Source organism: Pseudomonas fluorescens (assembly GCF_000967965.1).
GTDB lineage: Bacteria > Pseudomonadota > Gammaproteobacteria > Pseudomonadales > Pseudomonadaceae > Aquipseudomonas > Aquipseudomonas grandcourensis.
Genome location: NZ_LACC01000011.1, coordinates 374,830 through 388,451 on the forward strand (window position 1 = coordinate 374,830; position 13,622 = coordinate 388,451).

A 13,622-nucleotide genomic window follows, 5' to 3' on the forward strand; every position below is an offset into this window, starting at 1 on the left:
CTCCTAAGGTGACCCCACGACAGCGAACCCGTGGAGTGGTCATGACAACAACAATATCCCCCGACTCGCGATGGACGCGGCGGCGCAGCGAAAAGCAGCGGCGCCTCGAGCTGGTGCGAGGTCTCGCCGACGGTGTGGTGTTGCCCACCGACAACATCGTCGCGGCGCTTGAAGCGCTGATCCTGCCCGGCGACCGTGTGGTGCTCGAAGGCAACAACCAGAAGCAGGCGGATTTCCTCTCGCGCTCCCTGGCCAAGGCCGACCCCGCGAAGCTGCACGACCTGCACATGATCATGCCCAGCGTCGGGCGCTCCGAGCACCTGGACCTGTTCGAACGCGGCATCGCCCGCAAGCTCGACTTCTCTTTTGCCGGCACCCAGAGCCTGCGCATCAGCCAGTTGCTTGAAGACGGCCTGCTGGAAATCGGCGCGATCCACACCTACATCGAACTCTACGCACGACTGGTGGTGGACCTGATTCCCAACGTCGTGCTTTCGGCCGGATTCATGGCCGACCGCGCCGGCAACATCTACACCGGGCCGAGCACCGAAGACACCCCGGCACTGATCGAGCCGGCGGCCTTCAGCGACGGCATCGTCATCGTCCAGGTCAACCAGTTGGTGGACGACGTCAGCGACCTGCCGCGCGTCGACATTCCAGCCTCCTGGGTCGACTTCGTGGTGGTGGCCGACAAGCCGTTCTATATCGAACCGCTGTTCACCCGCGACCCTCGGCACATCAAGCCCGTGCACGTGCTGATGGCGATGATGGCGATCCGCGGGATCTACGAAAAACACAACGTGCAGTCGCTCAACCACGGTATCGGTTTCAACACGGCCGCCATCGAACTGATCCTGCCGACCTACGGCGAGTCCCTCGGCCTCAAAGGCAAGATCTGCCGCAACTGGACCCTCAATCCGCACCCGACCTTGATTCCCGCGATCGAAAGTGGCTGGGTCGAAAGCGTGCATTGCTTCGGCACCGAGCTGGGGATGGAGAACTACATTGCGGCGCGGCCGGATGTGTTCTTTACCGGGCGCGACGGCTCCCTGCGTTCCAATCGGATGTTCAGCCAACTGGCCGGGCAATACGCTGTGGACCTGTTCATCGGCGCGACTTTGCAAGTCGATGGCGACGGGCATTCCTCCACCGTGACTCGCGGACGCCTGGCCGGTTTCGGCGGGGCACCGAACATGGGCCACGACCCGCGCGGTCGCCGTCACGGCACGCCGGCCTGGCTCGATATGCGTAATACCGATGTGGCCGAGCCGATGCTCGAGCGTGGCAAAAAGCTCGTGGTGCAGATGGTCGAAACCTTCCAGGAGGGCGGCAAACCGACTTTCGTTGAAACCCTCGATGCGGTCGATGTGGCGAAGAAAAGCGGCATGCCATTGGCGCCGATCATGGTCTACGGCGACGACGTGACCCACCTGTTGACCGAAGAAGGCATCGCCTACCTGTACAAGGCGCGCTCGCTGGAAGAACGCCAGGCGATGATCGCCGCCGTCGCCGGGGTGACCGCCATCGGCCTGCGCCACAACCCCAAAGACACCGCGCGCATGCGCCGCGAAGGCCTGATCGCCTTGCCCGAAGACCTCGGCATCCGCCGCACCGACGCCACTCGCGAGTTGCTCGCAGCGAAAAGCGTGGCTGATCTGGTGGAGTGGTCCGGTAGCCTCTACAACCCGCCCGCCAAGTTCAGGAGCTGGTAATGCACGCACTTAACCTGCAACCCAAAAGCCTGAGCCTGGCCGAACGGCTGGCGGATCTGGCGGTGGACGCGCTGATCGACGAGGCTGATCTGTCGCCAAAACCGGCACTGGTCGACCGTCGCGGCAATGGCGCCCACACTGATTTGCACCTGGGGCTGATGCACGCATCTGCTCTGTCCTTATGGTCGACCTTTAAAGAAATGGCTGAAGCCGCCATCGAGTTCGGCGAGATCGACTTGCCCCTGCGCGAAGCCGTGGGCCGCATCGGTCGCGAAGGTGAGCAAGCCATGCTCGACACCACCGGTGGGGTGAACACCCATCGCGGGGCGATCTGGGCCTTGGGCTTGTTGGTCACTGCCGCGGCGCTGGAGCCTCAATCCTGCAGCGCCAATAGCATGGCGTTACGTGCTGCGCGGTTGGCCCTGCTCGACGACCGTTTTGCACCACGTCCGCTCAGTCACGGTGCGCAAGTCGCCCAACGCTACGGCGCTCGCGGTGCCCGTGAAGAAGCGCAATTGGGTTTTCCGGCAGTGACCCAACGTGCTCTGCCACAACTGCTGCGCAGCCGCGCCGCCGGCCATGGCGAACAGAACGCCCGGCTCGATGCGCTGCTGGCGATCATGACCAATCTGGCTGACACCTGCGTGCTTTACCGCGCCGGTGAAGAAGGCCTGAACACCATGCAACTGGGCGCCCGGGCGGTGCTCGATGCTGGTGGCAGTGCCAGCCTCGGCGGACGTCGCCGCCTGCATGAGCTGGACCAACAACTCATCGCGTTGAATGCCTCGCCCGGCGGTGCTGCCGACCTGCTCGCAGCCTGCCTGTTCATCGACCGTATCGCGTCTGGCGACGGCCTCATCCAGGGAGTGTTTTGATGGAAACCTTATCTTTTGAATTCCCTGCCGGGCAGCCGCCACGCGGTCGCACCCTGGTGGGTTGTGTCGGCTCTGGCGATCTGGAAGTGCTGATCGAACCGGGCCAGTCCGGCAAGCTGACGATCAACGTGCAGACCTCGGTCAATGGCAGCGAACAGCGCTGGCAGCACCTGTTCGCACGGATGTTCGACGGTCAGACGCCACCGGCGATGGATATCGATATCCACGATTTCGGCGCGACACCCGGCGTGGTGCGCCTGCGTCTGGAGCAAGGCTTCGAGGAGATCGGCCATGACTGACAGCGCATCCCTGCTGAACAAGCACAGTTTCGTCGAGCTCGGTGCTCGGCAACGCGCCAAGGCGTTGCTCGACGCCGGCACCTTCCGCGAACTGCTCGACCCCTTTCAACGGATCATGTCGCCGTGGCTGTCGCGCCAGGGCGTGGTGCCACAAGCCGATGACGGCGTGGTGATCGCCAAGGGCAATCTCGATGGTTTGCCGGTGGTGATCGCGGCCATCGAAGGTGCGTTCCAGGGTGGCAGTCTCGGTGAGGTCGGCGGAGCAAAAATTGCCGGCGCACTGGAACTGGCCGCCGAAGACAACCGCAACGGCATCCCGACTCGCGCCGTGCTGCTGCTGGAAACCGGCGGTGTGCGCTTGCAGGAAGCCAACCTTGGCCTGGCGGCCATTGCCGACATCCACGCGGCGATTGTCGAGTTGCAGCAGTACCAACCCGTGGTCGGTGTGGTGGCGGGCAGCGTCGGTTGCTTTGGCGGCATGTCGATTGCCGCCGGGTTGTGCAGCTATCTGTTGGTGACCCAGGAGGCGCGACTCGGCCTGAACGGTCCGCAGGTGATCGAACAGGAAGCCGGACTCGAGGAATACGACTCCCGCGACCGGCCCTTCATCTGGAGCCTGACCGGTGGCGAGCAGCGCTTCGCCAGTGGCCTGGTGGATCGCTATGTTGCCGACGACGTGGCGCAGATTCGCCAGCAAGTCGGCGAGTTGCTCCAGCAAGGTTTGCCGGCGCAACCACGTAGCCAACAGGCCGAGCTGTTCCTGCAACATCTGGCGCGTCTGGACGCCGAACCGCAAATCGAGCCGTCTGTGGTTCGCGATCTGTACCAAGGAGAACGCCCATGAGTTCGTATTCCCTGCGAGGTTTGAACTGGTTCAACGCCTTGAGTGCCGGGGCGAAAGCGGTCGAGGGTTTGCCGGCTTCGCTGAAGGTCGCCGACGGTTCGCTGGGCGATCAGCCTGTGCGTTTCATCGCGGTGGTGGCCGACCCGGAAAACCGCTTCGTCCGTGCACGCAATGGCGAAGTGGGGCTGCTCGAAGGCTGGGGCCTGGCGAAGGCGGTGGATGAGGTGATTGCCGCCGATGCTGACAAAACGCAGAAGCGCGCAGTGATCGCCATCGTCGACGTGCCGAGCCAGGCCTACGGCCGACGCGAAGAAGCCCTCGGCATTCATCAGGCGCTGGCCGCTGCGGCGGACAGTTATGCCCGTGCCCGTCTGGCCGGTCATGCGGTGATCGGCTTACTGGTGGGCAAGGCGATGTCCGGGGCATTTCTGGCCCACGGTTATCAGGCCAACCGCTTGATCGCCCTGCGCGATCCGGGGGTGATGGTGCACGCCATGGGCAAGGCGTCGGCGGCGCGGGTGACCTTGCGCAGCGTCGAAGAACTCGAAGCCCTGGCTTCCAGCGTGCCGCCGATGGCCTATGACATCGACAGCTATGCCAGCCTCGGGCTGCTGTGGGAAACCTTGTCGGTGGAAAAGATCGAGCAGCCGACTGCGGCGGATCTGACGCGGGTGACCGAGTGCCTGCATCAGGCGATTGGCGATGTGGCCGCCGCGGGCCCTGATCTGAGCGGTCGCCTGGGTGCGGCCAATCGGGCGGCGTCGAGCAAGGTTCGCCAATTGCTGAGAGCGCAGTGGTGAGCACGCTGTTGGCTCACGACCTGCTGTGGGGCATGACCCCGCAGCAGTTACCTGCGGATGCGCCTGCCTGGGTGATCGAGTCGATCAGTGCCGGCCAGCCGGTGGTGGTCCGGCGCGCCTTGAGCGCGGCGGGGCAGGTAGCGGTGGGCGTGCGCGGGCTACTGCGCGAACAGCGATTTGCAGCGCTGATGGAAGTCGCTGCCATTACGCGGCGGGTGCGGCCGGAAGAACTATGCCATGTTCAAGGCCGACGCGATTTCCCGGCGCTGCGGGCCTTGGCGCAACTGCGCTCGCACCTCGATGACAGTGGTTGGGTCTGGGGTGTCAGCGGCAGCGCCGGGTTCGAGTTGGCCAGTGGGTTTGCCGCTTTGCACGAGGGCAGCGACCTCGATCTGATCCTGCGTACGCCACGTCCGTTGAGTCGTGTCGACGCGCAGGCGTTGGTGGCCGTTCTTGATGCCGCCGTGTGCCGCGTGGACCTGCAGTTGCAGGCACCGTCGGGCGCCGTTGCCTTGCGCGAATGGGCCGGTGCTTCGTCGCGGGTCCTGTTGAAAAGTGCCACTCAGGCCAGCCTGGTCACTGATCCGTGGAATCCACAGGAGCAAGCAGCATGAGCAGCTTGCTGGTGTTCCCCGGCCAAGGCGCGCAACAACCCGGGATGCTGGCGCGTTTGCCTCGGGAAACATTGAACGAGGCGAGCGACCTGCTCGGTGAGGATGTGACGCAGCTGGATTCTGCCGAGGCGTTGCAGTCGACGAGGGCGGTGCAGCTTTGCCTGCTGATCGCCGGTGTCGCCGCTTCACGTCAGTTGGCCATGGCCCCGGACTACTTGGCCGGCTTGTCGATCGGCGCTTACCCTGCAGCGGTGGTGGCTGGCGCCCTGGGTTTCAGCGATGCGTTGCATCTGGTCAGCCTGCGCGGTGAGTTGATGCAGCAGGCTTATCCACAGGGCTACGGCATGACCGCGATCATCGGTCTGGACCTGGCCACGGTGGAAGGATTACTGGCCCGGGTGCACAGCGCGCAAATGCCGGTTTATCTGGCCAATATCAACGCCGATAACCAGGTGGTGATTGCCGGTAGCGACGCGGCGATGAAAACGGTGGCCGAGTTGGCGAAAGGTTGCGGGGCTGGCTTGGCCAAGCGTCTGGCAGTGAGCGTGCCGTCCCACTGCCCATTGCTTGAGGTACCCGCGCAACGGTTGGCCGAAGCCTTCGCCAAAGTGCCGCTGCACACCCCGAAGATGGGCTACCTGAGCGGCAGTCGCGCGCGTCCGCTGATCAAGCCTGAAGCCTTGCGTGATGACCTGGCCTTCAACATGTGCCGCATCGTCGATTGGCGCGGCACGGTACAAAGCGCCTACGAGCGCGGCGTGCGTCTACAGATCGAACTGCCGCCCGGTGCGGTGCTGACCGGGCTGGCGCGCCGGGTGTTCGAGCAGGGCACCGTGATTGCCTTCGACGGTGCCCGGCTCGATACCTTGCAGGCGCTGATGCGAGAGGAGGGAAGCTGCCACTCTTAAATCACCCGACTTAAGGCTTCGAACAACAAAAACAACATTCGAAATGCACTTTGAGGACTACAACAATGATTATTTACGGTGTGGCGCTGTTGGCGATCTGTACGCTGGCAGGGGTGATCATGGGTGACATGCTCGGTGTGTTGCTGGGAGTGAAGTCAAACGTCGGCGGTGTAGGGATCGCGATGATCCTGCTGATTTGCGCACGGTTGTGGATGCACAAGCATGGCGGCATGACCAAGGATTGCGAACTGGGCGTCGGCTTCTGGGGCGCCATGTACATCCCGGTGGTGGTGGCGATGGCCGCGCAACAAAACGTGGTCACGGCGCTGCATGGTGGTCCGGTGGCGGTATTGGCGGCGATCGGTTCGGTGGTGATCTGCGGCTGCACTATTGCCCTGATCAGCCGGACCCACAAAGGCGAACCCTTGCCCGATGAACCGGTGGATGTAACGCCGGTTGGCGCACCGGCAGGAGGTCGCTGATATGTGGGATCTCATCAAGAATGGTCTGGAACATAACGGTCTGGTCACCGCATTCGCCTTCGTCGGCGTGATCATGTGGGTGTCAGTGCTGATTTCCAAACGCCTGACCTTCGGGCGTATCCACGGCTCGGCGATTGCCATCGTCATCGGCCTGGTACTGGCCTGGGTCGGCGGCACGATGACCGGCGGGCAAAAAGGCCTGGCGGACTTGACGCTGTTTTCCGGCATCGGGTTGATGGGCGGCGCCATGCTGCGGGACTTCGCCATCGTCGCCACAGCATTTGAAGTGCAGGCCACGGAAGCGAAAAAGGCCGGCTTGATTGGTGTGATCGCGCTGCTGTTGGGCACGGTGCTGCCGTTTATTGTCGGTGCGTGCATGGCCTGGGCATTCGGTTACCGCGATGCGGTGAGCATGACCACCATTGGCGCCGGTGCGGTGACTTACATCGTCGGGCCAGTGACCGGCGCGGCCATTGGCGCCAGTTCCGATGTGGTGGCGCTGTCGATTGCCACCGGTTTGATCAAGGCGATTCTGGTGATGGTCGGCACGCCGATGGCGGCGCGCTGGATGGGCCTGGATAACCCGCGCTCGGCGATGGTGTTCGGTGGGCTGGCCGGGACAGTCAGTGGCGTGACCGCCGGCTTGGCGGCGACGGATCGACGTCTGGTGCCTTATGGCGCGCTGACCGCGACCTTCCACACCGGGCTTGGCTGTCTGTTGGGGCCTTCGTTGTTGTTCTTTATTGTTCGCGGGATTGTTGGCTAGTCCAGTGACCGCTTTTTGTGGCGAGGGAGCTTGCTCCCGCTGGGCTGCGTAGCAGCCCTGAAATCTACCACCGAGATGAGTCAGGTAAATCCGGTGGCCTGATTTTACGGGCGCTTCGCACCCGAACGGGAGCAAGCTCCCTCGCCACAAGGGCTCCGTCAAACCTGCCGATTGGCATACATCCGACACTCCGCCAGCAACGCCAGCAGATTTGGATCACGCTCCTTGGCTTTGAGGAACACCACGCCAATGTGCTGCTGCAAGCGGTACTTTTCCTGCAACGGGATCAGCTTCACCCGGTTCTCGTATACCGCCGCAATCCGCCCCGGCAGCAACGCATAACCCACGCCCGAACTGACCATGCTCAGCAGGGTAAAAATGTCGTTGACCTGCATCGCCACCTTCGGCTCGAACCCTGCCTGCTCGAATACCCGCTTGCCGTCCTGATGGGTGGCGAAGCCCTGGGTCAGGGTGATGAAGGTTTCGTCGCGGACCTCGGCCAGGTCGACTTCGGTTCGCTGGGCAAACTTGGAATCGGCGGGTGTGGCGAGGAAGATGTCGTCGGAAAACAGCGGGATCTGCTCGCAATCCGGATCGTTGACACTCTCGTCCAGCGACACCAGGGCCGCATCGACTTCCATGTTCTTGAGCTTGTAGAGCAGGTCGATATTGGAGCCCAGAATCAGGTCGATGTTGAGCTCGCTGCGGCGGATCTTCAAACCCATGATCAGTTGTGGCACGGTCTTCACCGTCAGTGAATACAGCGAGCCGAGTTTGAAACGTTCGGCCGAGAACCCGGCGGCTTCGCGGGTCAGGCGCACGCTTTCGACGACATCCTGAATCAGCTTCTGCGCCCGTTCTTCCAGCACATAAGCGCTTTCCAGCGGCGTCAGGCTGCGGCCTTCGTGCTTGAACAAGGGGCAGCGCAGGGCGCTTTCCAGTGAATGGATCGCCCGATGCACGCTGACGTTGCTGGTCTGTAATTCGGCAGCGGCCCGCGCCAGGTTACCGGTACGCATGAAGGCCAGGAACACCTCGAGTTTTTTCAGGGTCAACTCTTCATCGATCAGCATGGGGCGGACTCTTTTTGGAATGACTCGATTGTGCCCAATTACGCCAGGCTCGTCGTACAGAAACATTGCGCTTTTACGCTTGAAGCCTGAGCCTTGCGCTCTGCGGCAATGAAATGCGAGGTAAGCAACGCATGTATCACGGGGAAAGACTGAACGCCTGGACGCATCTGCTCGGGGCCGTGGCGGCGTTTATCGGCGGGGTGTGGCTGATTGTGCTGGCCAGTCTCGACGGCAGCCCGTGGAAGATCGTCAGTATGGCGATCTACGCCTTCACCTTGCTGGTGCTCTACAGCGCATCGACCGTGTACCACAGCGTGCGCGGGCGCAAGAAAGCGATCATGCAGAAGGTCGATCACTTTTCGATCTATCTGTTGATCGCCGGCAGCTACACGCCGTTCTGCCTGGTGACCCTGCGCGGGCCGTGGGGCTGGACCTTGTTCGGGATTGTCTGGGGATTGGCGCTGATCGGCATTCTGCAGGAGATCAAGCCGCGTTCGGAAGCGCGCATTCTGTCGATCGTGATTTATGCGGTGATGGGCTGGATCGTGCTGGTGGCGGTCAAGCCGCTGCTTGCGGCGCTGGGTGGCGTCGGGTTTACGTGGCTGGCGTCAGGCGGGGTGCTGTACACCGTGGGAATTATCTTTTTTGCCCTCGATCATCGCCTGCGCCATGCCCACGGGATCTGGCATCTGTTCGTGATCGCCGGGAGCTTGCTGCATTTTGTGGCGATTTTCTTTTATGTCCTTTAAGGCTGTACCGGGACCAGGCGATCCAGCTGCTCCCGGGCTCGACGGCTGAATACCTGCAACAGGTCGTTCAAGGTGTGGGGCGGTGGTTCGGCGACGCGGGTCACTGCGTACAGGGTGATGGGTAGCGGCGGTGCCAGAGGGCGGATCGTTGTGGTGGCGGGAGAGGCGCCAAGGGCGGTGAACGGATCGATCACCGCCAGGCCCGCGCCGGATTCCACCATCGCCCGTGCCAGTGAGTAGGTTTGCACGGCGATGCGTACCCGGGGCGGCGGTTCGACCGCTTCCAAGTAACTGTCGAGCCGCGCGGCCAGTGGATCGGCGCTGGATAAACCGATCAGCGGCGCATCTGCCAGCGCCATCAGCGGCAACGGTTTACCCACCTCTTCCTGAGTCCAGTAACCACTCGGCGCCAGCGCCACCAGCACGCCGGACGCCAGCGCCTGGGCCTTGAGCCCCGGGTGATCCGGGCGTTGCAGGGTCAGGGCGACATCCACTTCGCGCATCAACAGGTTCTGCACCAGTTCGCGACTGTGGGCGCTGGAGAGTTCGCAAACGATGTCCGGGTAACGCCCGGTCCATTCGTGAATGGCCGGCGGCAGCAATGACAGGGCCAGCGCCGGGGTGGCACCGATGCGCAGGCTGTGGCCAGGCTCGCGGCGCAGGCTCTGCGCCAGGCGTCGCACGCCTTGCAGGCTTTCGCTGACCTTGTCCACTTCGCGCTCCAGCTCCAGCGCTTCCGGCGTCGCCTGCAATTTGCCGCGTACCCGCAGGAACAGCGGAAAACCCAATTGTTGCTCGGCGTGCTGCAACACCTTGCTCACCGCCGGCTGCGAGACGTGTAGCAATTGCGCGGCAGCGCTGATCGAACCGGTCTGGCGGATGGCCTGGAAAATCTCGATATGGCGAAGGCGCATGGCAAGTCCATAACCTTTGTTTATGGGTTTGCCATCTTTATGCATTGTTCAACGTCTGTCACCTGGCTCTAACCTTGGCCTCGTCTTCACAACGGTTTTAAGGACGGACATGGCTCAGCGTGTGTGCATCATCGGTGGCGGCGTGATTGGCCTGGCAACGGCCTATGCGCTGGTGCGCGACGGCTTTGAGGTGACGGTGGTTGAGGCGCGTGGCTCGCTGGGCAGCGAAACCAGCTTCGCCAACGGCGGCCAGTTGTCCTATCGCTATGTCGCGCCCCTGGCCGACGCCGGTGTGCCTTGGCAAGCCATCGGCTGGATGCTGCGCGGCGATTCACCATTGAAGCTGCGCCCGCGCTTCGACCCGGCCCAGTGGCGCTGGATGGCGTCGTTCCTCGGCGCCTGCCGCCGCTCGGTCAACCGCGAGAACGCCGCGCACTTGCTGCGCCTGGCGCTGTTCAGCCAGGACACATTGAAGTCCTGGCGCGAGGACGATGGACTGGCGGGATTCCAGTGGCGGCGCAATGGCAAACTGGTGACTTTCCGCCGGAACAGCAGCTTCGAGCATGCGCGCCAGGGCCTGGCCGACCCGCAGCAACAGCAAGTGTTGTCGCCGGCCGAATGCGCGCAGCTGGAACCGGCGCTGATAGATGCGCCCTTTGTCGGGGCGATCTACACCCCGGACGAAGAGGTCGGCGACTGCCACGGTTTTTGCCAGCAACTGGCCGCCCGGCTGCAAGCGTCCGGCTGTTGCGAGTTTCGTCTCGGGCAAGCGGTGACCGGCATTCGCCACAGCAATGGTAGCGTCAACGCCATTGAGCTGGGCGAGCAAGTGCTGCCGGTCGATCAACTGGTGATCGCCGCCGGTCACCGCAGTCCGCTGTTGGCGCTACCCGGGCTTCAACTGCCGCTTTATCCGCTCAAGGGCTACAGCCTGACCGTGCCGATCGGCATCGGTCACCGGGCACCGGACGTGAGCATCACCGACTACGACCGCAAGATCGTCTATGCCCGCATCGGCAAGCAATTGCGGGTGGCGGCGATGGTCGACATCGTCGGCTTCGACCCTGCTTTGGACCCCAAGCGCCTGGCGCTGATCAAGCGTCAGGCCCACGACACCTTTCCAAATGCCGGCGCCTATGACGAAGCCGTCGAGTGGGCCGGCATGCGCCCGGCCACCCCCAGCGGCGTGCCGTTACTGGGCGCGACGGCGTATCGCAACCTGTGGCTCAACCTCGGCCACGGTGCGCTGGGTTTTACCCTGGCATGCGGCAGCGGGCGCTTGCTCAGCGAGCTGATCGGCGAGCGCCGGCCTTCCATCGACCTGCGCGGTTTCAACCACCGGGCCGCCTGAACACCGATTTCTGAAGAGGAGACCGCAATGACGATTACCCGACTGCACAGCAACCCGCGCCTGTCTGGCGCCGTGACCTTTGGCGACCTGGTGTTTCTCTCCGGTCAGGTGCCGGGCGATGCCCTGGATGCCAGCGGCCAGACCCGCGAAGTGCTGGCGAAAATCGATACCTTGCTGGCCGAGGCGGGCAGCGACAAGGATCATCTGCTCAGCGCGACCATTTACCTGAAGAACATCACCGAGGATTTCGCCGCGATGAACGAGGTCTGGTCGGCCTGGCTATCGCCGGGGCAGGCACCGAGCCGCACCACCGTGCAGGCCGAACTGGCCCGACCGCAGGTGCTGGTGGAAATCACCGTCATCGCTGCACGCGTCTGATAAACCAACACCCACAACGGAGAATAACAATGCAAAAAATCACGTTGCTCGCTTGTACGCTTGGCCTGTTGCTTGGCAGTCAGGTTCAGGCCAATGAAGCGCCGCTGACCGGCACCCTGAGCAAGATCGCCAGCGCCAACAGCATCACCCTGGGCTATCGCGATGCTTCGGTGCCGTTCTCCTACGTGGGTGATCACAGCGGCAAGCCGATGGGTTACTCGGTGGATCTGGCGGGCAAGATCGTCGAGCGCATCCAGCAGCAACTGGCGCTGCCAGACTTGAAGGTGAAGTACAACCTGGTGACCTCGCAGACCCGCATTCCACTGGTGCAGAACGGCACCGTGGACCTGGAGTGCGGCTCCACCGGCGTGACCGCCGAACGGCAGAAGCAGGTGGCGTTCTCTTATGGCTTCATTTACGTCAAAGGCCAGTTGCTGACCGCGAAGGACAGTGGGATCAAGAGCTTCGCTGACCTGCGCGGCAAGAACGTGGTGACCACCGCCGGCACCACCAACGAGCGCTTCCTGAAAAGCTACAACGTCGATCACAAGATCGACATGTTCGTGATCAGCGCCAAGGACCACGGCGAAGCCTTCCAGATGCTGCAATCGGGCCGGGCGGTGGCGTTCTACATGGACGACGCGCTGCTCTACGGTGAGCGCGCCAAGGCCAATGACCCGCACAAGTGGGTGGTGGTCGGGGAGGAGCAATCGCGGGAGATCTACAGCTGCATGGTGCGCAAGGACGATCCGCAGTTCCTGGCGCTGGTCAACGGCGCGTTGGCGGATCTGTACAGCTCGGGCGAGATCAATGGCATCTACAAACGCTGGTTCGAGCAGCCGATCCCACCGAAGGGTTTGAACCTTGAGTTCCCGATGACCAGCGAACTCAAGGCGATCATTGCCAAACCGGTGAGTGATCCGGTGCAGTAGCCTAGAAATCACCCCAGAGTTGCTGGGCCACCGCCAGTGCAACAACCGGCGCGGTTTCGGTGCGCAGCACCCGTGGGCCGAGGCGGGCGGCGTGGAAGCCGCTGGCCTTGGCCTGATCGACTTCGGCATCGGACAAACCACCCTCCGGACCAATCAGGAATGCCAGACTTGAAGGTTTGGCATGGCTCACCATCGGCTCAGCCACCGGATGCAGCACCAGCTTCAATTCGGCTTCGGTCTGCTTCAACCAGTCAGCCAACAACAGCGGCGGATGAATCACCGGCACTCGCGAGCGCCCGCATTGTTCGCAAGCGCTGATCGCCACCTGGCGCCAGTGCAGCAGGCGTTTGTCGGCGCGCTCGTCCTTGAGCCGGACTTCGCAGCGTTCGGTGAAGATCGGGGTGATTTCAGTGACGCCCAGTTCCGTGGCTTTCTGGATCGCCCAGTCCATGCGCTCGCCCCGGGACAGGCCCTGGCCGAGGTGGATTTGCAGGGGCGACTCGATCTGCCCGGCGAAGCTTTCATCGACCTGCACTACGACGCGCTTTTTGCCGACCTCGACCAGCCTGGCGCGAAACTCCTGGCCCGAACCGTCGAACAACTGCAACGCATCGCCCTCGGCCATGCGCAGCACGCGGCTGATGTAATGGGCCTGGGCTTCGGGCAACTCATGCTCGCCGATGCTCAGGGGGGTGTCGATAAAGAAGCGGGACAGTCTCATGCTGGGTCTCTACTGAATCTAATGTTCGGCATCGTAAATGTGTCGAAGTAGCTTTTTGTGGCGAGGGGGCTTGTCGGACCGCCGCACCGCCCCGTTCGGCTGCGAAGCAGTCGCAAATCCTGCTGATGCGATTGATCCGGGGAAACCGGGTTACCGGATTTGGGGTCGCTACGCGACCCAACGGGGGCAAGCCCCCTCGCCACA

Annotated in this window: 16 protein-coding genes; 13 read left to right on the forward strand and 3 right to left on the reverse strand. The window is 63.0% G+C overall.

Features of this window, described 5'->3' with window-relative positions; genetic code table 11:
* Positions 1-41: 41 nt before the first annotated feature.
* From mdcA to madM, 9 genes are all read left to right on the forward strand, one after another.
* Positions 42-1,712, forward strand: coding sequence for a malonate decarboxylase subunit alpha (gene mdcA, locus VC35_RS08750; RefSeq protein WP_046039272.1), 1,671 nt, complete (start codon positions 42-44; stop codon positions 1,710-1,712).
* Complete coding sequence (locus tag VC35_RS08755) at positions 1,712-2,587, forward strand: triphosphoribosyl-dephospho-CoA synthase (RefSeq protein ID WP_046039274.1); 876 nt, start codon at positions 1,712-1,714, stop codon at positions 2,585-2,587. The genes mdcA and VC35_RS08755 overlap by 1 nt, the downstream gene beginning before the upstream one ends.
* A complete protein-coding gene (locus VC35_RS08760) occupies positions 2,587-2,886 on the forward strand; it encodes a malonate decarboxylase subunit delta (protein WP_046039276.1) in 300 nt (99 codons plus the stop codon). The genes VC35_RS08755 and VC35_RS08760 overlap by 1 nt, the downstream gene beginning before the upstream one ends.
* Complete coding sequence (locus VC35_RS08765; RefSeq protein WP_046039278.1) at positions 2,879-3,730, forward strand: biotin-independent malonate decarboxylase subunit beta; 852 nt, start codon at positions 2,879-2,881, stop codon at positions 3,728-3,730. The genes VC35_RS08760 and VC35_RS08765 overlap by 8 nt, the downstream gene beginning before the upstream one ends.
* Positions 3,727-4,530, forward strand: a complete 804-nt coding sequence (mdcE, locus tag VC35_RS08770) for a biotin-independent malonate decarboxylase subunit gamma (protein ID WP_046039279.1) — start codon at positions 3,727-3,729, stop codon at positions 4,528-4,530. Before VC35_RS08765 ends, mdcE begins: the two co-directional genes overlap by 4 nt.
* The gene (locus VC35_RS08775; protein WP_046039280.1) at positions 4,524-5,144 is read left to right on the forward strand and encodes a malonate decarboxylase holo-ACP synthase; all 621 of its coding nucleotides are present in this window, start codon (positions 4,524-4,526) and stop codon (positions 5,142-5,144) included. Before mdcE ends, VC35_RS08775 begins: the two co-directional genes overlap by 7 nt.
* Positions 5,141-6,052: a malonate decarboxylase subunit epsilon gene (gene mdcH, locus VC35_RS08780; protein ID WP_046039282.1), complete on the forward strand. Its 912-nt coding sequence runs from the start codon at positions 5,141-5,143 to the stop codon at positions 6,050-6,052. The genes VC35_RS08775 and mdcH overlap by 4 nt, the downstream gene beginning before the upstream one ends.
* A gap of 65 nt (positions 6,053-6,117) precedes the next feature.
* On the forward strand, positions 6,118-6,534 hold the full coding sequence (gene madL, locus VC35_RS08785) for a malonate transporter subunit MadL (RefSeq protein WP_046039284.1): 417 nt from the start codon (positions 6,118-6,120) through the stop codon (positions 6,532-6,534).
* Position 6,535: 1 nt separating this feature from the next.
* On the forward strand, positions 6,536-7,300 hold the full coding sequence (gene madM, locus VC35_RS08790; protein WP_046039286.1) for a malonate transporter subunit MadM: 765 nt from the start codon (positions 6,536-6,538) through the stop codon (positions 7,298-7,300).
* 158 nt (positions 7,301-7,458) lie between these two features.
* Here madM and VC35_RS08795 read toward each other — a convergent pair whose 3' ends face one another.
* Positions 7,459-8,373 (reverse strand): LysR family transcriptional regulator, encoded by a 915-nt coding sequence (locus tag VC35_RS08795; RefSeq protein ID WP_046039288.1) that lies wholly within the window; start codon positions 8,371-8,373, stop codon positions 7,459-7,461.
* Positions 8,374-8,504: 131 nt separating this feature from the next.
* Here VC35_RS08795 and trhA point away from each other — a divergent pair, with 131 nt between their 5' ends.
* Positions 8,505-9,122, forward strand: coding sequence for a PAQR family membrane homeostasis protein TrhA (trhA, locus tag VC35_RS08800; RefSeq protein ID WP_046039289.1), 618 nt, complete (start codon positions 8,505-8,507; stop codon positions 9,120-9,122).
* Here trhA and VC35_RS08805 read toward each other — a convergent pair.
* On the reverse strand, positions 9,119-10,036 hold the full coding sequence (locus tag VC35_RS08805) for a LysR family transcriptional regulator (RefSeq protein WP_046039291.1): 918 nt from the start codon (positions 10,034-10,036) through the stop codon (positions 9,119-9,121). The two genes, trhA and VC35_RS08805, sit on opposite strands and share 4 nt — an antisense overlap.
* A 109-nt stretch (positions 10,037-10,145) precedes the next feature.
* Between VC35_RS08805 and VC35_RS08810 the strand changes: the two genes are divergently transcribed.
* From VC35_RS08810 to VC35_RS08820, 3 genes are read left to right on the forward strand one after another with little or no spacing between them, the layout of a single operon-like run.
* Positions 10,146-11,387 carry a D-amino acid dehydrogenase gene (locus VC35_RS08810; RefSeq protein ID WP_046039293.1) on the forward strand — a complete coding sequence of 414 codons (1,242 nt, stop codon included), beginning with the start codon at positions 10,146-10,148 and terminating at the stop codon, positions 11,385-11,387.
* Between the two features lie 27 nt (positions 11,388-11,414).
* Positions 11,415-11,765 (forward strand): RidA family protein, encoded by a 351-nt coding sequence (locus VC35_RS08815; protein WP_046039294.1) that lies wholly within the window; start codon positions 11,415-11,417, stop codon positions 11,763-11,765.
* A gap of 29 nt (positions 11,766-11,794) precedes the next feature.
* Positions 11,795-12,697, forward strand: a complete 903-nt coding sequence (locus VC35_RS08820) for a transporter substrate-binding domain-containing protein (RefSeq protein WP_007975438.1) — start codon at positions 11,795-11,797, stop codon at positions 12,695-12,697.
* A 1-nt stretch (position 12,698) separates the two neighbouring features.
* Here the strand turns inward: VC35_RS08820 and VC35_RS08825 are convergent, their stop codons facing one another.
* Positions 12,699-13,418, reverse strand: coding sequence for a 16S rRNA (uracil(1498)-N(3))-methyltransferase (locus VC35_RS08825; RefSeq protein ID WP_046039295.1), 720 nt, complete (start codon positions 13,416-13,418; stop codon positions 12,699-12,701).
* Positions 13,419-13,622 lie beyond the last annotated feature (204 nt).